The organism is Streptomyces sp. NPDC097619 (assembly GCF_040302735.1).
Taxonomy (GTDB): domain Bacteria; phylum Actinomycetota; class Actinomycetes; order Streptomycetales; family Streptomycetaceae; genus Streptomyces.
Genome location: NZ_JBEOSD010000067.1, coordinates 16,664 through 39,298 on the forward strand (window position 1 = coordinate 16,664; position 22,635 = coordinate 39,298).

Consider the following 22,635-nt stretch of genomic DNA (forward strand, 5'->3'; position numbering starts at 1 on the left):
ATGGTCGTCACACCACTTCGGCTCCGGCCACACCGCCTGCGGTGCAGGCACACTTCCACCGCCCGGGTCTTCCACCGTCACGCACGCAGCGAACGGTCGTCGTGCGCTCTCTCGCGCAGTGGCGATCTGCCGGCGGCAGTCATCCGTCCGTACCGACAACCGCGCCCCCACGGCCGCGGCCGGTGGGGCCATCGCGCCGTCGTCACCGCCCGCCTCCACGCCCTCTGGCTGGCCTGGCAGGAACTCACCGACCCTGCCAGCTGCGGGTACACCGGCCCCAGCGTCTGGCACCGCGACCACTACGACCCCCGCATACGAGAACTCTGCGCATCCACAGGACCTTTCCAAGGCTGCACCAAGGGCGAACATCAGGTGACACGGATGCCGTCGCTGGTGCCCAGTGCATGGACGCAGCGGCTAAGGCTTGTCCCGCAACTGATCTTCGAGTCGTCCTGGGCGGGGTCGATCGCGGTGCGATCCGCTGGCCTACCCGGCAAGGGCGAGGTTGTGCATGCGGGCGATGCCGAGCATGGCGTGGTGGACTCCGTCGCCTTTGAGTCGGCACGGACCTGCTTGTGGAACTTGTTGTGCTCCTCTTTCCAGTCCGGGAGTTCGCTTTGCCCGCGCTTGCGGCGGTGCGGGATGACGAGTCCGGTGCCTGGGTAGCCACCGTCGGCGATCGTCAGTGTGTTGCCGACGGCGGCCTTGGCGCCGGATTCCTCCCATGCCTTGCAGTCGTTGCGGTTCCCGGCGAGCGGCCGGCCGACCACGACGACCAGGCGGGTGTCAGCGTCGATGACGACCTGGTGGTTGGTGGAGTACCGATAGTTCTTCGACCGCTCGGCGATGGTGTGATCTCGGGTGGGCACCAGGGTGCCGTCCACGATGAGGACAGAGTCTTTCGCGAACCGCTTGCGGGGCTGGAGCGCGAGCATGGGCCCGAGATGGTTGATGATCCGGTCGGCCGCCGACTTCGACACCCCGAACAGAGGCGCAAGCTGCCGCATGGTCAGGTTCGTGCGCCAGTAGGCCGCGACCAACAGTGCACGCTCCTCCAGCGGAAGGCTCCACGGCCGGCCCCTGCGGACCGCGTCCGCCCCCTCGCGCCGTAGCACCGTCACCAGCTTTCCGAACTGCCGAGGGCTCAGCCCGGTGAACGGGGCTATCCAGGACGGCTCCGACGCCGTGATCACACCACCCACCGCAAGATCGTTTCACGGTGGCCAGCGCCACGCGAGAATGCCCCCATGACTGAAGAGCTGGTGAGGTTCCTTGAGGCGCGACTGGATGAGGAGGCCGACTTGGCCCGACGCTGCGACGGTATCGGATGCGGTGAGTGGTCTGCCCACGGACACACCGTCGACTTCTGTCAGGTTGACCTCCCCGGCTTCCACCCCACGATTGCTCAGCACGTGGCTCTCCACGACCCGGCCCGCGTCTTGCGCGAGATCGAGGCCAAGCGGCGCATCCTGGCCCGCCACGCCCGCGACCCCTGGCCCTGCCACGACTTGCGCGACCTTGCTTCGCCCTATGCCGACCATCCCGATTCCCCCGCCCGGGCCTAAGCAGCACGAGCAGAGCCTCCGACGAAGTTACATGCCTGAACCGCGTCCCGCTCACGGAGATCGTTTACGGGACAGCCCTTAGTAGGACTCCGTTAGGTCTTCAGGTTCGGCTGCTCGTGGGCGGGCATGCCTGATGTGTGGATGCGCGTGAAGTGGACCTTGTTCGAGCTGAGTTAGCGTCGTATGTGACTGATGTGTTCGCCTCTCTGCGGCGCAAGGATCAGCGGGCCAAGAGCGACTGCTATCTGCGGGGGCTGATGCTGGACGGCCGGCGGAAGTCGATCCTGGCCATGGCCGCTCGGCTGCCGGACGGCAACGAGCAGAACCTGCAGCAGTTCGTGAACCAGTCCACCTGGGATCCGGTGCTGGTGCAGCGTCGGATCTGTGAACGCATGCTGCCGCTCATCGCCCCGACGGCCTGGGTGATCGACGACGTGTCGCTGCCGAAGGACGGAAGAATGTCGATAGGGGTGGCTCCGCAGTACTGCGGAGCCCTGGGCAAACGCGCCAATTGCCAGGTCGCGGTCAGCGTCCATGCCGCAACGGACACCGCCTCCTGCCCGCTGCAGTGGAGGCTGTTCCTGCCTCGGTCATGGGAAGCGGACGACGATCGCAGGACCTCCACCCGCGTCCCGGCCGAGGTCACCCACCGGGAGAAATGGCGGCCGGCTCTGGACATGCTCGACACGCTGGCCGAGTGGGACATGAGCCCTCCGGCCGTGGTGGCGGACTCCGCCTACGGCACCAACGCACACTTCCGGGCCGGGCTTGCCGACCGCGGAATCCACTATGCCCTGGCCATCCGGGCAGACGTGAGTGCCTATCCGTTCGGTGCCGAGCCCGAAGCGCCGCCCCGCAAGGGGCCGGTCGGCTGCTGGCCCCAGCCCCGCTATCGACACCCCGCACCGTCGGTGGCGACCCTGGCCGCCGGTCTCGGGCCGGAGGCATTCACCGCGGTCACCTGGCGGCAGGGCACCCGAGGCAGGCTGAAGTCCCGCTTCGCCGCCGTGCGGGTCAGGCCCGCCGGCAAGGCCGTCGAACGTCCGATCAAAACGGCAGCCTCGTCCACGCAGGGCTGGTGGGACGGGGTCCTGCCCGACTGCTGGCTGCTGATCGAGTGGCCGGACGGCGCTGACACCCCCACCGACTACTGGCTCTCCAGCCTCCCGACCGACACCCCGATCACCGGACTGGTCCGTCTGGCCAAGGTCCGCTGGCGCATCGAACACGACTACCGGGAACTCAAGCACGGCCTCGGCCTCGACCACTTCGAAGGGCGATCCTGGCCCGGCTGGCACCACCACGTCACCCTCGTGACCGCCGCCCAGGCCTTTCTCACAGAGCAGAGGCTGGCCCCAAAAGTCCCAGGACCGGCCTCACTCTCTACCAGACCCTCGACGCCCTCCAAAACGTCCTGAGGTGCTGGACCGGCATCTGCACCACCTGCCGGCAGCCCCTCCCGAACAGACCACACACCACACCAAGATCAAGAGCAACCTAACGGAGTCCTATTAGATCACCTTCCCAGAGCCTGACAGCCCGAAACGGGCCGCCGGAAGATCCGACGACCCGTCACGAAAGATCGAGCCAAGAAGCTACTGCTGTCTCAACCTTGCGAGGATTACGATCGGTAGATCCTCATCCTCGTGTGAAACTCCAATTGAGAGAAATGTGTGATTGATTTTCCAACAGGTTCCGGAGATGAAGGAGATTGAATCATCAAGGCGTTCCGGGTCATGTGAGATGTCGAGACCGCCCAGAAGTGAAATGCTCGCTTGTTCCAGTGATTGATAGTCTTGGATCTCGGCGGCGTATTCGTCCTCCATCGCTGATTCGTAGTCTGGCGTGTCGGGCTCAATCACGTGAAATGCGAATTGGATGAAGGCTGAATTTGGGTCTGTGAAGATCGCTGCCGTGGTTCGTTCGAATGACCAGCGCCTTGGGAAGGGCAGTGTTGTTGAGCCGTTGGTCACCCAGCCCTCTTGGGAAAAAATCTCCGACAATCCCTCAACTGAGACTGGATCATCAGCTGATGCGACACGTCGTACAATTTGGGTCACTGCTTGTGCTGTCACTTACATCCCATTCCCTGGTACGTGCCTCACGAGGAGTCGACCGTTTGCCATCTCGGTCGGGAACCACTCGCGGAAGACGGCGTTCAGGAACGCGGCGCCCTCGCGGTTGGAAACAGCATAACGAACACCGCTGCCGCCAAGGTCTGCATCCAGTTGTATGAGTCTCGCAGCCTGGTCTACCGTCTTGCTCTCGTTGAAAAAGTTGGACGGGTGATAAGGTGAACTTTCCCAAGCGGCGCTATTTTTGCCAGTCCACTTGGCTTCAATTATGAAACCCTTGGCGGTTGGGCCGCCGTCTACTTGTACGATCCGGCCGCGATTCTTCCATACCTCTTCGTAAAGCTGACCAGTTACGCGTGCTTGGTACTTGAAGCTCGGTCGAGTCAGTTCTATTGCTGTCAGGTTTTTCATTCTCAAAAATTGAGGTGCTGATTTCGCAGCCGCTTGGACCGGTCCGCCGAGAAATGTTCCTCCCTTGGGTTCTTGGCAGTAGGGTCCATCGATGGGCTCGCAGTGCTCTCCTTCGATGACCTGCTTGATGGCTGTGCGCCAGTCGCGGTCCTTGATTATTTGAATTAGAGGCTTGCGCTTCGGGAGCACGAGCGGCATGACTGCCGGTTTGGCGTTCGGGTCGGACGGGGGGAGGCTTTCCTGCCGCTTGCAGTCCGGGTCGTTGTGGCACTCGTTTCCACCGGTGGTGGCGCGGTCGCCGTCGTCGTTATCGCTGCCGTCGTAGTTGTAGTCCTGTTCGAAGCAGGAGTTTCCGTATGCCCCGCAGGTCTCTCTCAGGCCGCTGGGGTCGGAGGACGTGATGGGGCTGTTGTTGGCGTAGTTGTAGCCGTTGAGGGACTGGGGCAGGTCGAGGCTCAGGAGAGGGTCGACGCTGATGAACTGGCCGAGGGTGGGGTCGTACTCGCGGGCGCCGATGTGGGTGAGGCCCGTGGTGCCGTCGATGTCGCCACCGACGAAGCCCTTCTGGCCGGGCCAGAAACCGGGTGCTGTGCCGCGCTGTCCGCCGAAGGGCAGGGATTTGCGGCGGTAGGAGGTGAGGGTGTCGGCGCTGACGGAGAGGGTGTTGGTGTTGTGGTGGTCGGAGATGAGGAGGCGGATGCGTCCGTCGGTGCTGGAGCGGATGGCCGAGCCGCCGGGGACGGTGTAGTAGCGGTTGCCGGTGACCGTGTTGGTGGACTTGGTCAGGATGAGTTCCTGGCCGCCCGGCAGATAGAGGGTGGTGGTGGCCGGCTCGCGCTTGAGGATGCGGGTGCCTGCGGCGTCGTACACGAATGACGTGGTGGTGCCGGAGGTGGTGGAGCTGGCGAGTTTGCCCTCGTCGTTCCAGGTCAGGGACTGGGCGGCGGCTGCCGCTGTGTCCTTGGTGGTCATGTTGCCTGCGTCGTCGAAGACGTAGGTGTCGGTGCCGGTGGCGCCGCCGGTTGCGGTCACGGACTTGAGTTCGTGGCCCGCGGTGGTGCCGGTCGGGTAGGTGTAGGTGCGGGTGGTGTCGGCCGTGATGGGGCCGGCCTTGTGCTGCTTTTCGGTGGCGCGCTGGCCGGTGTTGGTGAAGGTCCAGCTGGTCCAGTAGGGGTCGACGGTGCCGAGGTTGGGTGTGCCCGAGCCGTTGACGGGCTTGGTGGCGCAGTCGTCACCTGAGGTCCAGGCTTCCGTCATGCGGCGGGCCCAGTCGTAGGTGAAGCACTGGTCGTCTTCGACGGTGGCGTCGTTTTGCTTGTCGGTGATCCGGGTGATGTTGCCGGCGTCGTCGTAGGTGTAGGTGATGTCCGACAGTGTCTTGGGGCCGCTGGCCTCGCGGTCGGTGATGGCGTTGTCGAGCTGTCGGGTCGTCGTGTCGTAGGAGAGGGTCTGGAAGACACGCTTGGAGAAGTCGCCCAGCTGGGCTTGCGCGAGTTCACCGAAGGGGGTGTACCTGGCGTCGGTGAGGTAGGTCTGGGGCAGCGAGCTGGTGACGATCTTGAGGAGGTCCTGGCCGCCGTACTTGTTGGTGACCGTTTCGGCGGGAAGCGCGGTGGTGGCGTTGGTGTTGGTGGTGCTGAACGCCGAGGTGGCGGGCAGGCCGCTGACCGGGGTGTTGGTGCCGGTGATGGTGTAGGTGCCGGCGAGTTCTTCTTCGCCGACGACCGAGGGGACGGTGACCTTGGTGCCGGTGGGGTCGCCGCTCTCGTCGTAGCCGGTCACGGCGGTCGTGTAGCTGACGCTGCCGTCGTAGCGGATCGAGGTGGCCGGCAGGCCCTTGCCTCCGGTGACAGTGTCGTACGTCCACTCGGCGAGCTTGGTGCCGGTGGTGGTGCCCTTGCGCAGGGTGCGCTTGCGGCCCAGCTCGTCGTAGGTGGTGGCGAGCGTGACGCCGCGGGCGTCCTTGACGGTCTGGGCGCGGCCGTCGGTGCCGTAGGTGGTGCTGGCGGTGCCCTTGTCGGGGTCGGTCGAGGATGTCTGTCGGCCGCGCAGGTCGTACGTGTAGGACCAGGTGTTGCGGCCGGTGGTGTCCTTGATCTGCTCCAGTTGCCCGGTGGTGTCGTAGGTGTAGGTGTGCTTCTCGTACTGGGTGGCCGCGGCCCCGATCAGGGGGGTGCGGTCCTTGTACTGGCGGCGCTCGGTCACCCGGCCGCGCAGGTCGTCGATCTGGAGTGTTGCGGTGCCGCCGTTGGGCGGGACGCCGGCGGACCAGTCGGCGCCGTAGGTGTGGGTGGTGGACCACTTCGGTGTGTTGAGGCTGAGCAGGGTGCTGGTGAGCACGCGGCCGCGGCCGTCGTAGGTGTCGCGTGTGGCGGCGGGCACCTGGTTCGCCAGGGCCGAGAACATCGTTCCCGAGACGGCGGAACTGTTGAAGTACGGCGCGTTCGTCAGATAGGCGCGGCCGTGGTCGTCGTAGAAGGTGTCCGTGATGACGCGCCCGGTGGTGCCGATCGCATCGGTCTGCGTCTGGCGTGCCCGCAGGAGGGAGTCGTAGTGGGTGATGGAGGTGCCGTAGGTGCCGTCCTCGTACAGCTTCTTGGCGGTCACTGTGGAGGGGGCGGTGTTGCTGATGTTGTAGGTGTAGGTGACGTTCGGGTCCGTTGTGGCGGCGTCGCGTCCCTTGGCCCAGCCTTGTGTGAGGCGGCCGAGGGAGTCGTACGTCATCGTGGTCGTACGGCCGTTTGCGTCGGTGGTGCTCTGCGTCAGCCCGCGGATGCCGTCCAGTAGGGACGAGGTGACGTGGCCCTTGCTGTTGGTGACCGCGACGGTGGTGGGCTGGGCGCCTTCGTCGGGGGTGTAGGCCATGGTGGTCGGCTGACCGTCCTGGCCCTTGACCGTCAGCAGCCGGCCGTACTGGTCGTACGTGCTCTGCGCGGTGGTCTCCCAGACGAAGGAGTTGTCCTGCTGCAGCTTGGAGGCCTGCTCGACCTTCGTGGCGTTGGCGAAGCCGGCCTTGGGGGCGACTGCGTGGGCCTGGTCGTCGTAGGACGTGCGGGTGATGGCGGTGATCGTGCTGTTCGGCTGCAGGGGGTCCGAGCAGGGCTGGTGGCTGCTCGTGGTGACCTGCGACGGGTAGGCGATCAGCCAGTTCGTCGTGTCAGGGGCGGCGTGCTGCGTGCGGGTGCATTTCGCCTCGACGGCGCCGGCCCAGCCGTCGTCACCTTCGGACTGGAGGAGTCCGTAGGTGTCGTCGTAGACACGGGTGGTGGTGTTGCGGCGCCAGGTGGTCCCGTCGTCCGCCAGGCTCTCCTGCCAGGTCTGCGCTGTGCCGGACAGATAGGCGGTCTTGTTCGGCAGTACCGGCGCCGGGACCGGCTTTCCGTCGGGACCAGGGTCGGGGTCGGTGATGCCCTTGACCGCCTGGGATGCGGTCAGGGCAGAAACCCACGGTACTTCGTAGGAGCGCAGGACGGCCTTGCTGCCCGTGCCGTCCTTGTCGTAGGTGCGCCTCTGTGCGACCTGGCCTGCGAAGTCCGCACGGTCGGTGACACCGTTGATCTTCGCCACGGTTCGGGTGCTGCCGTTGGCGAGGGTGTCGCCGGCCATGCCGAGGAAGTAGTCGGTCTCGGCCTTGGTCCGGTTGGTGCTGCCGACGAGGGTGCGCACCGTTTTCCAGCCCTGGAAATCGCTCCAGGTGCGGTGCTTGTCGAGGGTGAACTCTCCGGTGTCGCGGCGCCAGTTCGTGCCGCCCACATATTCATAGCTTGTGGTCTTCGACGTGGAGCCGGAGCCCGCCTTGGTGTCATCCTCGATGATCTTGGTGACGGCGTACTTGTGCCACCAGTCCTTGACCGGGTCCTTCCGGCCGTCTGCGGTCCACCACAGCGGGTAGCAGCGCTTGGTGTTCGTGTCCGGTGCCAGCGTGGCGACGCCGGCGGGCGTGCACTCCTCGGCGCTGTACGAGACCAGGATCTCGGCGCCGGTCTCGTTGGTGACCTTGGTGATGCGGCGCTTGAACAGCGGGGGGCGGCCTTCGGCGGCGTCGACGCGGTTGGGCAGCAGGATGCCCTCGAAGGACGTCGTCAGCGGCTCACTGTCCTTGAGGCCGTCGGCGAGCGCGGTGCGGCTGATCGAGTCCAGGTTCACGGTCGGCGCCGCGGTGTCGCCCGTGGGCAGGTAGGACTGCTTCAGCTCCCACTTGTCGACGTACTTGAGTGCCGTGCCCTTGAGGGCGTAGGTGACGACCTTCGTCAGGCGCTTTGCCGACCAGAAGCTCGGCGATGCCTGAAGGCACTGCTTGCCGGATTCGCACCGCAGGTGCAGTGGGACGTCGGGCCAGTCGGCGGCGTGTTCCTTGTCGAAGACGCAGGTGGCCGCATCGCAGCGGTCGCTGGTAATGAAGTCGACACGGCCTGCCGGCAGCGCGGTGTCGAAGATCTTGTCGGCGCGCAGCCCGTAGTCGATCTGGTCGAGGATGCCGTCACGGGTGTAGATGACCGGCGAGTCGATCTTCATGTTCTTGGCGTAGTAGCCGCCGGTCTTGGCATACGTGAGGGTCATGGCGTTGCCATGCGGGTCCACGACGTAGTCGAGGTTCCAGCGCCAGGCCTGGTCCACGAAGGAGCCGGCGAAGTCGCTGGCCTTGTAGCCGTCCTCGCCGGGGTGGTTGCCGAAGACGGGGACGCGGTTGACGGAGTTGGTCTCCGGCTTGCCGGTGGTCCAGCCGGGCAGGCGATGCTTGCCGAACCAGTACTGGGTTCCGTCGGTCTTGGTGACCTTCCAGTACTCGTTGTCGTTGTCGCCGTTGCCGGTGTTGGCTGCGGTGCCGTTGAGGTGCTCGACGCGGGAGCCGTCGTCGTCGGACAGCTTCCAGAGGTTCTTTCCGGTGTCCCAGACGAGCTCGGTGCTGGAGCCGTTGAGGGACAGGGTGGCGTTGTCGGACTTCCAGCAGAGGTCGCCGACCTTCTCGGTGTTGTTGCCGCCCTGCTTGTCGTTCTCACAGGCCACGTACTTGCGCTCGATGAACCCGGGCGAGTACTCCCAGCCCTCACCGATCCAGGAGGACTGGTTGTTGGTGCCGGAGGTACGGCCGTCGATCGACGACGAGCTGTACGAGAAGTTGATCTTCGGTGTCAGGTCGCCCGGGACCGGGGGGACGCTGATGGGGATGCTCCAGCCGAAGCCGCCGGAGTTGCCGCCGGCCGACCAGGAACCGGAAGGCGCGAGAGAGGTCGCCTTGAAGTCACCCTCGGAACCGTCGGCGGCTGCGGCGGCGGCCAGCACGGTCATGCCGCCGGCCCGGGCCAGGAGCGGCGAGGGAGTGGCCTTGGCCGTCGAGACCTGGTTCGCCTTGGGCAGTGGGACCGTGGCGGTGAGCGTGCCCTTCGCCGGGTTGTTCTGCGTGGGCAGAGGTGTGGGGGTCAGGCAGCCGGGCTTGCCCGGCGTTGTCAGCGCACAGTCGGGCAGGGCGACCAGGCGCAGGGAGGAGGACCAGCCGCCGCCGTACGCGCCGCGGATCGATGAGTAGTCCACCTCGACCCGGGCCGCTCCGGCTGCGGCGGAACCGTCGGTCCGGCGGAGTGAGAAGAGCAGACCGTCGATGCCCGCGGTACGAGCCGTCTTGCGGTCGGCCAGGGCGACGCGGACCTTCGTCGGCGCGGCGCCGGCCTGGCCGGCTGCGGCAACGCGGACCGGCAGCGTGCCGGCCTGCCGCGCGGGAGACGCGCTTTTGCCCGATGACGAAGCCAGAGCGGTCGGCGGGTTCAGGGCGACATCGGCCGCGCCTGGGGCCGGCCAAGTCACCTTCGCAGGCTTCCACTTGGGCGGCGCGCCGCGGTGCGCGGATCGGCCGGTCGACTTGAGGTCTTCGCCGTCGACGGAATGAGTTTTCTGTGTCTCGCGCAGCTTGAATTCAGGCTTCGCGGCGGCCCATGCGGGAACGGACAGCAGGGAAACGGTGAGTGCGCCGGAGGCGGCGCCGATGAGGGATGTGCGCAGTGTGTGTCTGCGCGGTTTCCCTGGTTTATGCGGATTGGAAAAAGGCGCAGCCGAACGGCCGGATTGCATGCCCCACCCCATGATACGAGTGTAAATTTACATAGAACGTTCCACATGCAACCCGCTCAAGATCGCAAGAGCAAGACTCGGTTTGGTAACGCTGCGACCTGCGGAAACGCTCACGTTGTACGTAGATGCGACAGGTCTGAACCATTTGCCTTCAAGGATCGCTTCCCGCTCCAAAATACGCCGAAGTGGACATTTTTCTCCGTGGTGTAAATAACAGGACCGGCTCTCGCCAAGCGGTGATCTTCCTGTGCATACTCTGTCGACCCTGATGGCAATTCTGCCGTTCTGAGAAAGCACCCACATGAAAAAATTGAGGCCACGCGGCAGCCGTGCCCGACAGTCGTTGGCGACGTTCCTCGCCCTCGCCTTCCCGGTGGCCGCGCTCGTCGCCGTCGCTCCCACCGAGGACGCCCGAGCAAACACGGTCCCGGACGTTAACGCCGGTGAAAGTCTGGAAGCCTCGGAGATCGAAGCGTTCGCGCTGGCGGCCGAGACGGGCAAGCGTGTCGAGATTCTCGACCGCCGCACCGAGTACGCCGAGACCTTCGCCAATCCCGACGGCTCCCTCAACCGCAAGCAGTACGTCCAGCCTGTGTGGACGCGCTACGACCAGACATGGCGCAAGACGGACCCGACGGTCGTGCGGCGTGCCGACGGCTCACTCGGCCCGAAGGCGGCAACGTACGGCGTGAGCTTCTCCACTGGTGGCACGGTCCCGATGGCCACGCTGGAGAAGTACGGCAAGAGGCTCACACTGAGCTGGCCCGACGCGCTTCCCGAGCCGGTGGTGGAGGGGAACACCGCGCTCTACAAGTCCGTCCTGCCCGGCGTCGACCTCAAGCTCATCGCGAAGGTCGACGGCTTCGCCGAACATCTCATCGTCAATACCCCCGAAGCCGCGGCCAACCCCGCGATCAAGAGCATCAAGCTCGGCGTCGCCACCGACGGCGTCACCCTGGACGACACGGCAGCCGACGAGCTCATCGCGAAGGATGCCAACGGCGAGGTCGTCTTCCGGTCTCCGAAGCCGACGATGTGGGAGCACCCCAACGCCGGCGAGTCCGCCTCTTCCAGCCCCGCACCCAGCGCTCAGAAGAGCACCACGAGCAAGCTCCGGACGTCCGGAGCTGCGGCATCGGGAACCACCAGCGCCGCGCGGCCCGAAAGCGCCCCTGTCGCGGCCGACGTCGTAGGCGGAACCCTCACCCTCACTCCCGACCCCAAGCTTCTTGCCTCGGCCGATCAGTTCCCGCTGATCATCGACCCCGACTTCGCGGGCGGCGAGCGCGAGAAGTGGGCCGTCGTCTACTCGGCGACTCCGACAGCCGACTACCCCAACGGCTCCGGCTGGAACTCCAGCAACCCCGCGGACGAGCCGCGCGTGGGCTTCAACGGCACGGGCGACACGCAGGCCTTCTTCGCCATGAACACCGACGGCCCCAATGGCATCCACGGCGCCACCATCCTGGACGCCACCTTCGCCGTGGAGCAGACGTACTCGTGGGGATGCGACGCGGGCCTGGCAGGACCCACTGAGCTGTGGACCTCGAAGGACATCAGCACCACCCCGACCTGGGCCACGCGCAACAACTACTGGGGATCCACCAAACTCGCCTCGAAGTCGTTCGCCAGTGGCCACCCCAACTGCTCCGGCACCAAGGGTGTCGACTTCAAGTCGGCTGCCCTGACGAAGTACGTCCAGGACGCCGCCAACGGTGGCTGGGATCCGCTGGTCTTCGGCCTCCGAGTCCCCGACTCCCACCTGGGCAACGTCAACAGCTTCAAGCGGTTCAAGAACACCCCCGCTCTTGAGGTCACGTACAACTACAAGCCCGAGGTCCTCGACTCCGACGCCTATGAGGGCAACTACGTCCCCGGGGGAGACGGCAACAAGCCCGTGCCCTGCACCACCGGGGTGATCGGCAACAACACCCTCGTCCTCACGGCACGCGTCCGAGACCGGGACAGCGGCAACGTCCAAGCGAACTTCACCGTCACCAACGCCGCCGGCACCGTGATCGCACGAGACAGCGACGAAGTCTTCAAAGACGGAACGGCGATCGTCAAGATCGACCTGCCCGACACGGCCACAGGTACCCACAAGTGGTCCGTGACGGCCAAGGACATCGGGACCGACGAAGGCGCCAGCAGCCCGGCCACCACACCCTGCTCGTTCAGCGTCGACCGTCAGGGACCCAGCGGCGCACCGGCCATCACGTTCCCGGACGGGCTGTACACCCATCAGGCGCGGACGGAGTTCCCGGTCAAGGCCGCCCACACCGCCACCGACCTGGCAGGATTCTGCTGGATCGTCGACCGTGAGTTCTCCGTATCCAGCACCCGCTGCTCGAACGGCACCTGGGTGTCCGTGCCGCGGGGCGCGAAGACGGCGACGTTCGACATCACCGCCACCGGCGTCAACTCCAGCTACCTCCGCGTCCAGGCCTGGGACCTGGCCGGAAACCCCAGCCCTCCCTCCCGCACCACCATGAGCCTCGCGCCTGCTGAGGTCGTCTACAACCCCGGTGAGAACCCCCTCACCCCCGTCGCGCCGCATGACCGCCGCGGCGACCTGAATGGCGACGGTCACCCCGACGTCCTGGCCACCGACAACACCGGCAAGCTCCACTTCTACGCAGGCGGAGGAACCGGAGCCCTGGCGGCAGGCCGAATGGTCGGAACCGCGGGTTGGAAGGACGCCCTCATCGCCCACGGCGGCGACTTCACGGGCTTCGCCGCCCGCGGCGCCGTCGCAGACCGGTACGAGGACATGCTCGTCCGGCTCGCCGACGACAAGCTCTACAAGTACCCCGGCAACGGGCTCGGAGACCCCTGGACCTGGTCCAGGGAGGAAATCACGGCCCCCTCCAGTACCCTGCCCGGCGGCTGGAAGAACCTGCGCCAGATGATCCTGCCCGGCGACGTGGACAAGCGCACCGACAGCGGCTACGCCCGCGGGGACGACCTCATCACCATCGAATGCTCAGCCCTCGACAGCCAGGGAAACTGCACCAACGCCAAGCTGTGGCTGTACCCGGGCCGAACCGAGGGAACAGGAGCGGGGATCCACGCCAGCCAGGTCCGACCGTTCGACACGGGCGCCAGGAAGGAGATCGGTTCGGGGGGCTGGAAGGACTTCGACCTCCTCGCGGTCGGCGACCAGACCGGGCCGGAAGCCGGTGAGAACGCACCCGACGGAGTCATCGACTTCCTCGCCCGGGACGGCTCCGGGAAGCTCTACCTGTACCCCGGCGTCATCGATGGACCCGGCCACTACAGGCACGGCTCCCCGAAGGTCTACGGCAACCCCGGCTGGAACCCTGGCAACCGCCCCCTGGTCACCTCCGCGGGCAACGCCCAGGGGAAGGTGGAGCCCGTGCCGTACCAGGAGGACAACACCACCCAGTCGGCCCTGCAGTTCCTTCCGACCAGCGGGGAGCAGCTCGGTGACCTGTGGGCCACCACACCGGCCGACCCGGATCTCACCGTCAGCTACATCGATGGTGACGGCAACCCCGCCACGCGTACCTGCCCGAGCGGGTGCCTACTGTTCTACCCGGGTGCGGCCACGACGCACCGGCAGCCTCGGCTGGTCGGTACGGGTGCCTGGAGCAGTGTGATCACCGGCATCTTCTGACGTCACACCACCGATACGCATGTCACCGACGGCCCCCGGCAGACTGCCGGGGGCCGTTCCTGGAGGGGTCTTTCTTGTTGAAGTCACTGCGCCGTCTGTCGGCCACGGCCGTTGTCGCCATGGTCGTGGGAGCGGCGAACGTCGTCCCTGCCACTGCTGTTTCGGCCGACGAGCCGCTGAAGCTCGTGGCCCGCGACGAGGTCGCGCCGCCCGGAGGACACTGGTATCCCTACCCCGACGTGGCCCAGGGAGACCTGGTCCGGGGGACGATGGTCTTCGCGCTGTCCACCAGTGTTCTGGACGGCACCTCAGCCGCGGGTGACCCTGCTGCCGTCATCAAGGAGTTCGCCCTGGGCAACTGCAAGACCGTACCGCGTCTCACCGCCGTCTACACCTGCGCATACAGCCCTTCGGCCCCTTTCATGTTCTTCGACTTCGAAGTGCGGGACAACGTGCCCGACATGACCACGGTGTACGCCGGGTACGCCAACGTGGCCCCCGGCGGCGACCTCACGGCCGGCATCAAGGCGGCACAGACAGCCGCCGCCCGCCCGGCGGACGCCAACCACGGCGTGGAGAAGCTCACGGTCAAGACGCAGGCGCATGCCGCCCTGAACACCGTCGACCGCACTCTGCCCCCGGTCCCCGCCGGCCGTATGGTCCGTCACACACTCCGGCTGCACGCCAAGGACGCGGGCGAGCTGCACACCTACTTCCTACCGTCACCGGGCCAGCCTCACTGGGGCCAGGCGGACATCCGCATCGGCGACGTCAAGACCAGCACAGGCCTGACCTGCGAGGTCGTGGCGGCCAGGATCGCGGACGGCTCCCGCAACCTGGACTGCGACGCGTCGCAGGGTGAGCACACCATCGAGTACACGCTGACCGTCCCGGCCGGGCTGCCCACCTGGAAGATGGACGCCCACAGCATGTACAACATCTACACCCACCCGGTGCCGGGTCCTTCCAACGGCTGGATCGACACCCACTCCACCTTCACCGTGGGCACAGGCCCCCGCCACGACCGCCACCAACTCCTGACCACCGACGGCGGCGGCAAGATGTACAGCTACTTCGGTACCGGCAAGGCCGCCACTCCCTTCAACCGTCCCGCTCAGGTCGGCACCGGCTGGCAGGGGTACAACACGGTCACCAAGCTGGAGCCGATCGTGGAAGACCTCGGCTACGCTCCCGAGACCACGACGCCCGGCCGAGGGGACGTCGTCGCCCGCGACGCCTCGGGAACGCTGTGGAAGCACACTCGCCAAACGTACGAGAACGGACCGTTCAACCCCCGCACCAAGGTCGGCACCGGCTGGGGCATCTACACCACGCTCACCGGATCCGCGGACCTCACCGGCGACGGAAAGTCCGATCTCCTCGCCCGCGACAAGACCGGCACCCTCTGGCTCTACCGCGCCACCGGCAAGACCACCGTCCCCTTCGCCCCCCGCACCAGGATCGGTAGTGGCTGGAACACCTACACCAGCATCACCGGCGGATCCGACCTGACCAACGACGAGAAGCCCGACCTCCTCGCCCGCGACACAGCAGGAGCGCTCTGGCTGTACAAGGGCACCGGCAACACCTCCAAGCCCTTCACCACCCGCACGAAGATCGGCACCGGCTGGGGCACCTACAACCAGCTCTCCCTCACCGGCGACCTCACCAACGACGGCAAATCCGACCTCCTCGCCCGCGACACAGCCGGAGCACTGTGGCTCCACAAGGGCACAGGCAACGCATCGGCGGCCTTCGCCAACCGCACGAAGATCGGCACAGGCTGGGGCATCTACAACCGGATCCTCTGACACACGTCACCCAACCCGAGACCCCCGGGGGCGGTGGTGTCGTACGGGCCCGGGCACCAGTGGGCTCTCGGTGTGGTGGGTGGTGTTCGGGTGGGGTGGTGACGCCGCTGGGGCCCGCGTCGGGAGTGACGCGGGCCCCAGGGAGTGTTGTGGTGTGTCTAGTTGGAGGTGGGTTTGGGGGTGCCCTTGAGGGGGGCTTTGCCGAGGCCGAGGACCCAGTCGCCGTCGACTTTGTTCATGAGCACGTACATGCTGAAGGGCTTTCCGGTGCCGTCGGTGCCGGTGATGTGGACGCTGGCGAGGTCGGGTTCGAACTCGTGGCTCGCGTTGACGCTCGTGACCTTGAGGTCGCGGCCGCCGTCCTTGGCTATGAGTTTGTCGGCGTCCTCTTTGGCGCCGGTCAGGCCCGGTGGGTCGTCGTTGAGGTCGAGGAGTCCTTGGGGGTCGCGGGCGTTGAGCGCGGCGATGTACTTCTCGGCGGTCTGCTTCTCGGTGCGGCCGTCCTTGTCGTCGGAGGAGCAGCCGGTGAGCGCGATGCAGAGGACGGGTAGGGCCAGGAGGGTCAGGGTCTTCTTCACGGCTTCCACGCTTTCGGGTCAGGTGCGGTGGCCGTACCACCAGGAGCCGGGGTATTTGGCCCGAAGGTAGTCCAGGGGCACGTCGACGAAGTTGGGCGTGTGGTAGGTCATGTAGAGCATGCCGCCCTGCCGGCCCGTGACCATCATGGTGTGGTTGATGTTGCCGTTGGGCCGGGGCCCCCAGTCGGCCTGGAGGATGTCGGACGGTAGCAGGTTCCAGACGTTGGGGACCCTCTTGTTCCTCCCCGAGTGCACGAGCGCGAACCAGTAGAAGTTCTCGGCGCCGGCCCAGGTGTAGCTCGTGGACAGTTCGAGGGAGCCGTAGAACCACTTCTTGTTGTTCTTCCGGTCGAGGATCCCGCCGGAGGTTTCCTTCCAGCCCCCCGAGTGCAGGGCCTGGGAGATGAAGTTGGTGCAGTCCTGGCCGTACGTGCGAAAGGCGGGGTTGCCGCGCTGCCCGTACTTCCTGGCGTACGAGATCATGTAGCTGTAGTTCAGCAGCGGGGTGACCATCGGCTTGGTCTCCCCGGCCGACCCGCCGCCGGTCCCGTCGATGCTGCTGGGCTCCCCCTTGGGGCCCTCGACCTCGGAGCCGGGCAGAGGCTCGTCGTCCGGGCCCGGCTCGTTGATCGGCCCGGGATCCTTCAACTGCGTGGGCAGCGCCGGCCCGGAATTCTCCGGCGTCTCGTCTTCCGCGAGCTTCCACGCGCCGTCCGCGGACCGCTTGAACGTCAGGGTGTGGGGGAGGACGTACGAGCTGTGCGTGATCTGGTCCCCCTCCTTGATGTCGGGGAAGTACAGGCGGGTCTCTTCCTCGACCGACAGGGTCGCGGTGTCACCGCTGACCGTGCCCTTGCCGGGGATGACGGTCACCTCGGCGCGAGAGAACCCGCTCCATCTGCCCTCGATTGCCTGAGCGTTCTCCCGAAGGGCCGCGATCTCGCCGCCGAGCTCCTTGCTCGCCTGAGCGGTCAGGGCCAGAGGAGCCGCGGCACGCCGGCTCTGGGCCGCCGAGGTGGTGACGGCATCGGCACGCTGCTGGAGGTAGGCGTCGGCGATCTGCGCCAGCTGCCCCTTCTCCGCGGAGGGCAGCTCCGCCTCCGCCGCCTGTGAAGAGGGCGGGGCCACGCCGATCGAGAGTGAGGCCAGCGTCAGAGTGACGGCACCGGCCGCACGTACGGAAAAATGGTTTCTACGCAAAATCCCCCCCCGGGGATGCGTCGAATACTTGATCGAACGATATGTGGTCGTCCCGCCTGGGGGCGAAGCATTTCGATCATTGACCGGTAACCACGAGAGATCTGGCCGGTTACACAACCCCAGGTCGCAAGGTCCTCCGAGGACGGAGCTGGTGGAGGATGCGACGGTGACGTTCGCCGTGGTGGCACGGATCGCCCGGTGGGTCGGTCCGCCTCCGCTGTGTGGCGCGGATGGCGTGACTTCCCGGCCTTGATGGCCGGTACGGCCGTCAACCGGCTCGCTGTTCCCGTGCTGCGGGACCCGCCACGGTGCCCCCTGCGCGTCTGATGAATGGCGTGTTCTCGACGGAGGTGGCTCGATTCAGTCGGGATCAGCGGCTGAGCCTCAGGAAAACCTCATATGATGATCTTGAGGCTTCCCTGGTTGCCCCCTGCGTGCATAGCGTGTGCTGTAGCCGTGAGGGGTGGGGCGGTCGCGAACTCGAGTATCGGTTCAGGAGTCCTGAGGTGGGGAGCCTGGGGACTCGGAAGTCGTGTGCGCGAGTAACGCCCTGCGGCCGACTCTCGAACGACACTGCCCTCTTTGTGGCAGATTTTCGGCATGTTCGAGGAACATGAATCATGAGGCCGCTCGCATGGGCGGCTGTTTCCATAAGGGGTGGGATGAGGAGTTATTCAGTCCAGGTGTTTTCCGAGAGGGCGACACGGGGAATGGTGGCAGGGGCGCTCTTGGCGGGCTGTCTGGCGACACAGTCCTTGACCTCGGCTCTCGAGGCTGATGCTGCGGAATGTCCGGCCACGGTCGACTTTTACGTCATAGAAAACCAGCCGGGCAAGAACTTGATATCGGATCACCAGCTGCGTAAGTTCACCGACTGGAGTCCAAAGAGCGGGAATACTGCTCTGGTTGATACGGGGCACAAGGTTCCCCTGCCGCTTTTTGGGAAATTTTTCGGTGGAGCGCGAGGTGTGTTCTACGAAGTCACCTCACAAGGCGTGCTGAAATCGTACAAGGATAATACCGGTACGGGTGGTGCGCTTCTGGCGCCGGTAAAGAGCTACGGGTCAGGCTGGGGTGAATACCGACGAATTTTCTCTTCTACCACCCCTGCGGGACGCATCATCGCGCAGACGCCGAATGGATCAATCGAAGTTTATCAGCAGAGTTCGCCGTCCACGGGGGGTGGCAGTCTTACGAAGGGGGCCACGGCGATATCGGCCTCTGCGCCGGCCGCTCTGGCAATCAAGGCCGCGGACGACGCTTGGGCCTTCGACGGTTCCGTGCACACGCTGGACAACGGCACTGTCACCAAGTGGGACTACAGTGAGGATGCTCCGCCGGTCGGCGGAGCAGGTTTCGCTCCGCGCATCGACTCGCCGACCGTTTTCGCCTCCGGTTTGACCGACGCCAAGAGCGCCTGGATGCCGGGCCCCGGTGTCCTGTACACGAACTCCGGTTCCGAGGACTACTCGGGCATTGTGAAGAGCTATGCGGGCTCGCCCCTGAGTCTGAAGAACGCCGACGTCATGAGCGGATTGTACGGAGAGTCCTTCCCGGATGCTTACAACTGCCTCTCCGAGCAGACCAAGGAGAAACCCTTCGGGCATTTTGCGGAGGAGCCTCCGCCTGCCCCTCAGGAACCGTCGGTCGAACAGCAATTGCCGATTCCCACCGGACCGACGAACGTGTCCGGCAGGTTCACTCTCGGAGACGGCAAGCCGGCCCCGGCCTGACCGTGGACATCGAAGCGTCGGATCCCGCGCTGATGAAGACCGATGGGACCGCGACTGTGCTGCCGAAGTTGGGCACGGTCACGACCGGGGCGGACGGCACCTGGTCGTTCACGTTGCCCGCCAAGCTCCCGGCATCGGTGGACGCGGCTGCGGACGCCAATGGCGGTGTTGTCCGACTGAGCGCCAGCGCGAAGGGCAAGACGCCTTCCGGCGTGAACATGTTTGCCCTGAACGAGATCTCCGTCCTCCCAGCGTCCAAGGCCGCCGGAGCCTCGCAGATTGCTCTCGCCAGTGCTGTCCCCAAGCAGTACAAGGCGGCTCTGCTGCCCGAATCGAAGGACGAGCCCGAACCGACCCCGATGGAGGGCGACCAGACCTACGCGGCCCAGGCGGACAAGCTCAGCGTACTGCCGGACCCCAATGAAGCCAGCCCGGTGCCCGAGTGGCAGAGCGATCGCGGGCCCTCGCCCGAGAACCACGACCCCTACCTGGTCAACGGCGTCAACGTACGGTCCGAGCCGGTCGCCGCCCACGCGGCCAGTGGCGAGTGCTACATCGTGACCACGACGAAGAAGTCCACTATCGCCTATACGACGGTCGGCGAAGCACACGCTTACTGGGATGCGTACGCAAGCTTCGAGTATGAGGCGAAAATGTCCTCCGGCGTCGACATCGCCATCAAATCGAACGGAAGCTGGACCATGGGAGGCACCGCGACTCTGAACAGTTCGGCCGGTTCCTCCTCCGGCTACACGATGCGCGGCACCATGTTCGCGAAGGCATGGCGTGTTCCGATCAGTACCTGCTGCAGAAGAAGACCTACTACTGTGGCGCGGTTCCCCGGTCCTCCTGGGAACAGATCGTGCCGACCCGGTTCTGGATCCCGGCGGGCGGCTACGCGGGTGTCTACGGTGCCGATGTCCGCAGCCTCGACGGCCCCGCCCGCTATCGCAAGTCGAATCCCGCGTACCGTGCTCGTGTCGTACCCGGTGGCTTCATGCAGATCCAAGGTGGTCGAAGCTACAAGTACACCACTGCGGTTGCCGTTTTCAACGTCACGCTCGGCGCCTACACCCAATACGACACTGACCACAAGCAGCGCATCACCGCCGGAAGGAAGAGCGAGCCGCATGAGGTCTGGGGACTTCGGGGAGTTGCAGGGAATCCCGGCAGCCAGGTCATGTACTCGTGGTAAAAGATGGCCCGTCACAAGCGGCGCCTTGGCGACTCTCCTCCTGCTCTCGGGCTGCACCAGCACCGGCGAATCATTCCAGGGTCAATCTCTCGAGCCCGGAACGGCGCTCCAAGCCCTTTTCAACACAGCGGAGACAGGGGTCGAGGAGATCAAACTGGGAGACCAATATTGGTTCGCCCTCTCACCCATGAGGAACAGATCCGATGAGGACCTTGAGCTACTGAAGGCCGAGGTGGGCACCGTACCTGCCGGGATCAAAGTGACCGGTCGTGTCGCTTACAGCCTGAGGGAAACGGACGGCTTGGACCTGAGTCTCCGTGATGACGATGTCAGGGACAGAAAAGCAAAGGACTACTCCAAGAACCCGATTCTCATCAAAGCCAAGACGGATTCGGACATCTACTACATGGTGCGACTCACTGTGGTGAAGCAGCAGCCCTCGATCGCGAAGGACTGCAGCATCACCTACCGTCAGGAAGACACCCTGTACAAGCAGAAGGTCCACTGCACATACATGCTGGGAACCACCGGCTGACAAGCCGTCCGGATCCAGCGGGTGAGGCTCGTCCCAGGCATGAACGGACGAACCTCACCCGCTCAGTACGTCGTGGCCGCCTGACCAGCTCAGCGCGTGAACGACATCGTGTGTGAAGACTTCTCCCAGGCTCGCTCGATTGATACGGACCGCTACCCGGTGGTGGATGTGCAGGTACGCGAGGCCGCGGTGGCGGGGTTCTCGGGGTGGGAGGTGGAGCGCCGGTTGGGGGTGCCGGTGGGTGCGTGGAAGTGGGCGGTGGCGACGGGGGCGGTGCCGGGCCGGATGTGGACGGGGGTCGGTGGTCGGAGTCTGTGGTGGCTGGCGCGGACGCCGAGGGGATCCGGGCGGGGCTGGTGTCGGTGTCGCCGTTCGACGCGGCCGAGCGCCTGACCGCCGTCCTCGGGGTCCCGTTGCCGTTGTGGCGGCCGGCGGTGACCGCCTCGGCCGTCGCGGACCTGGTGGCCTCCGGCCTCCTGCTGCGCCTGTCCGGGCCTGCGGAGGCTCCGGTGGTGCACGCGGACCAGGTGGCGGCCCTCGGCCGCCGCCGCGACTTGGCCGCCGTCCTCGACCACCACACCCTCCTCGGCCCCGACCAAGCCGCCGCCCGCCTCGGCATCCGCCGCACCTGCCTCGACCACACCGTCCGCCTCGGATGGCTACGCCCCACCTGCACGGCCGTCGTGGACTTCGGGAAGGCCCGGGGCGGGGAAGGCGAAGTTGCCCCTCCTACCGGGCTTCGGACGTGGCCCTGCTGCCGGTGTTGCACCCCGGGGTGGACTGGACGGCCCTGCGCACCCTCGCCCCCGGCCGCCGCTCCCTCCTGGCCGGTCTGGAGCCGGTGCCGGATGCCACGGTGACGCTCGCGACGGTGGCTCGGATCGCCCGTGTGGGCCGGGCCGCGGTGGCCGTGTGGCGCCGCCGGCACGGGGACTTCCCGGCGCCGGTGGGCGGTACGGTCGTCTCGCCGCTCCTCGACCCGGACCAGGTGGCGGCGTGGCTCCTCGCGCACGGCAAGATCGCCGTCCCGTACGTCCCGGACCTCGGCACGCTCCTGCTCCGCACGGCAGGCGGCGGTACCCGCACGGTCCGGCTGGACGCCCCGGAGCACCGGTTCGCGGACTCGGCGGACGACGAGGACACCGTGGGCGGGTGGGTCGTCGAAGCCGACGCGGATGCCCTCATGACGGCGGCCGAGTACCCGTCAGGGGCGGGGATCCTGCGCCTGTCGGTGCGCGGGGAGCCGGCCGTGGCAGTCCGCGGTGGTGTCACCCTCGCGGCCCGGTCCGACGCGCGCCGGGGCCGGGTGTGGGTGGCCCTGCGGTGGCGGCCTGCGGGGTGAAGCTGGCCGGGCCGCCCACGCCGAGGCCGTACCGGCCCCGGAGAACGGCTGCCCGTGCCGGGCACAGGACTGCGGAGGCATCACCGAAGCCCCCGCCTGCCCCATCCACGGCACCGCCCCCGCCCTGACCCGGCACCCGGCGGGCGGGATCCGCTGCGCCGAGCTGCGCACGGAAGGGGAGTGCGCGGGGCTGGTCTAGGGTCGGGGGTGGCCCGAGCCGATATGGCGTGCGCGGGCTAGGCCCGGTGCCCCGGTCTCTTGGGGGGCAGTACCACCGGGCCGCCCCATCCCCTCCCCCTCGCGCCCCGGTGCGGGAGACGTGCGCGCCCACACCGCCGTGCCGCCGGGGACGCCGGAGCAGCGCCGCGCACCGCCGCCACCACGCACCCGCAGCGCGCCGGAGCAGCGCCGCCCACACCCCTGCGCCCACCCCCGGTACCACAACCCCACCCTCCTCGCCCCCGTCCGGCCCCGGCCCGGCTGCGCC

General features: G+C 66.5%; 13 protein-coding genes and 1 pseudogene. 8 read left to right on the forward strand and 6 right to left on the reverse strand.

The window, feature by feature from the left end; all coding sequences use genetic code 11:
* Window positions 1–666, forward strand: coding sequence for a DUF4913 domain-containing protein (locus tag ABTZ17_RS36945; RefSeq protein ID WP_502994745.1), 666 nt, complete (start codon window positions 1–3; stop codon window positions 664–666).
* Here ABTZ17_RS36945 and ABTZ17_RS19570 read toward each other — a convergent pair.
* A pseudogene (locus ABTZ17_RS19570) lies at window positions 608–1,202 on the reverse strand (transposase family protein); the annotation flags it as partial. The gene ABTZ17_RS36945 and the pseudogene ABTZ17_RS19570 overlap by 59 nt on opposite strands.
* Window positions 1,203–1,247: 45 nt before the next feature.
* Between ABTZ17_RS19570 and ABTZ17_RS19575 the strand changes: the two are divergent.
* Window positions 1,248–1,565 (forward strand): DUF6221 family protein, encoded by a 318-nt coding sequence (locus tag ABTZ17_RS19575; RefSeq protein WP_352196907.1) that lies wholly within the window; start codon window positions 1,248–1,250, stop codon window positions 1,563–1,565.
* Window positions 1,566–1,702: 137 nt separating this feature from the next.
* Window positions 1,703–2,983 carry an IS701 family transposase gene (locus ABTZ17_RS19580; protein ID WP_352196908.1) on the forward strand — a complete coding sequence of 427 codons (1,281 nt, stop codon included), beginning with the start codon at window positions 1,703–1,705 and terminating at the stop codon, window positions 2,981–2,983.
* Window positions 2,984–3,160: 177 nt separating this feature from the next.
* Here ABTZ17_RS19580 and ABTZ17_RS19585 read toward each other — a convergent pair whose 3' ends face one another.
* Together ABTZ17_RS19585 and ABTZ17_RS19590 are read right to left on the reverse strand one after the other, a co-directional pair.
* Window positions 3,161–3,640 carry a hypothetical protein gene (locus ABTZ17_RS19585; protein ID WP_352196909.1) on the reverse strand — a complete coding sequence of 160 codons (480 nt, stop codon included), beginning with the start codon at window positions 3,638–3,640 and terminating at the stop codon, window positions 3,161–3,163.
* Entirely contained in the window at window positions 3,641–9,853 is a 6,213-nt protein-coding gene (locus ABTZ17_RS19590; protein WP_352196910.1) for an RHS repeat domain-containing protein, read from the reverse strand.
* A 565-nt stretch (window positions 9,854–10,418) separates the two neighbouring features.
* Between ABTZ17_RS19590 and ABTZ17_RS19595 the strand changes: the two genes are divergently transcribed.
* Together ABTZ17_RS19595 and ABTZ17_RS19600 are read left to right on the forward strand one after the other, a co-directional pair.
* On the forward strand, window positions 10,419–13,754 hold the full coding sequence (locus tag ABTZ17_RS19595; RefSeq protein ID WP_352196911.1) for a hypothetical protein: 3,336 nt from the start codon (window positions 10,419–10,421) through the stop codon (window positions 13,752–13,754).
* Window positions 13,755–13,828: 74 nt separating this feature from the next.
* A complete protein-coding gene (locus ABTZ17_RS19600) occupies window positions 13,829–15,565 on the forward strand; it encodes an FG-GAP-like repeat-containing protein (RefSeq protein ID WP_352196912.1) in 1,737 nt (578 codons plus the stop codon).
* A gap of 158 nt (window positions 15,566–15,723) precedes the next feature.
* Here the strand turns inward: ABTZ17_RS19600 and ABTZ17_RS19605 are convergent, their stop codons facing one another.
* A complete protein-coding gene (locus ABTZ17_RS19605; protein WP_352196913.1) occupies window positions 15,724–16,143 on the reverse strand; it encodes a Cif family virulence factor in 420 nt (139 codons plus the stop codon).
* A gap of 18 nt (window positions 16,144–16,161) precedes the next feature.
* Entirely contained in the window at window positions 16,162–17,271 is a 1,110-nt protein-coding gene (locus tag ABTZ17_RS19610) for an amidase domain-containing protein (protein ID WP_352196914.1), read from the reverse strand.
* A gap of 827 nt (window positions 17,272–18,098) precedes the next feature.
* On the opposite strand from ABTZ17_RS19610, the gene ABTZ17_RS19615 reads away from it, so the two are divergent.
* Window positions 18,099–19,076, forward strand: coding sequence for a tachylectin-related carbohydrate-binding protein (locus ABTZ17_RS19615; RefSeq protein ID WP_352196915.1), 978 nt, complete (start codon window positions 18,099–18,101; stop codon window positions 19,074–19,076).
* A 2-nt stretch (window positions 19,077–19,078) separates the two neighbouring features.
* On the forward strand, window positions 19,079–20,806 hold the full coding sequence (locus ABTZ17_RS19620) for a hypothetical protein (RefSeq protein WP_352196916.1): 1,728 nt from the start codon (window positions 19,079–19,081) through the stop codon (window positions 20,804–20,806).
* Window positions 20,807–20,958: 152 nt separating this feature from the next.
* Here ABTZ17_RS19620 and ABTZ17_RS19625 read toward each other — a convergent pair whose 3' ends face one another.
* On the reverse strand, window positions 20,959–21,447 hold the full coding sequence (locus tag ABTZ17_RS19625; protein ID WP_352196917.1) for a hypothetical protein: 489 nt from the start codon (window positions 21,445–21,447) through the stop codon (window positions 20,959–20,961).
* Between the two features lie 104 nt (window positions 21,448–21,551).
* On the opposite strand from ABTZ17_RS19625, the gene ABTZ17_RS19630 reads away from it, so the two are divergent.
* A complete protein-coding gene (locus ABTZ17_RS19630) occupies window positions 21,552–22,148 on the forward strand; it encodes a hypothetical protein (RefSeq protein WP_352196920.1) in 597 nt (198 codons plus the stop codon).
* The last annotated feature ends 487 nt before the right edge of the window (window positions 22,149–22,635 follow it).

Excerpts from the sequence above, each read along its gene's own strand:
- ABTZ17_RS19575 (WP_352196907.1), top strand. The coding sequence starts at position 1,248 with ATGACTGAAGAGCTGGTGAGGTTCCTTGAGGCGCGACTGGATGAGGAG.
- ABTZ17_RS36945 (WP_502994745.1), top strand. The coding sequence starts at position 1 with ATGGTCGTCACACCACTTCGGCTCCGGCCACACCGCCTGCGGTGCAGG.
- ABTZ17_RS19595 (WP_352196911.1), top strand. The coding sequence starts at position 10,419 with ATGAAAAAATTGAGGCCACGCGGCAGCCGTGCCCGACAGTCGTTGGCG.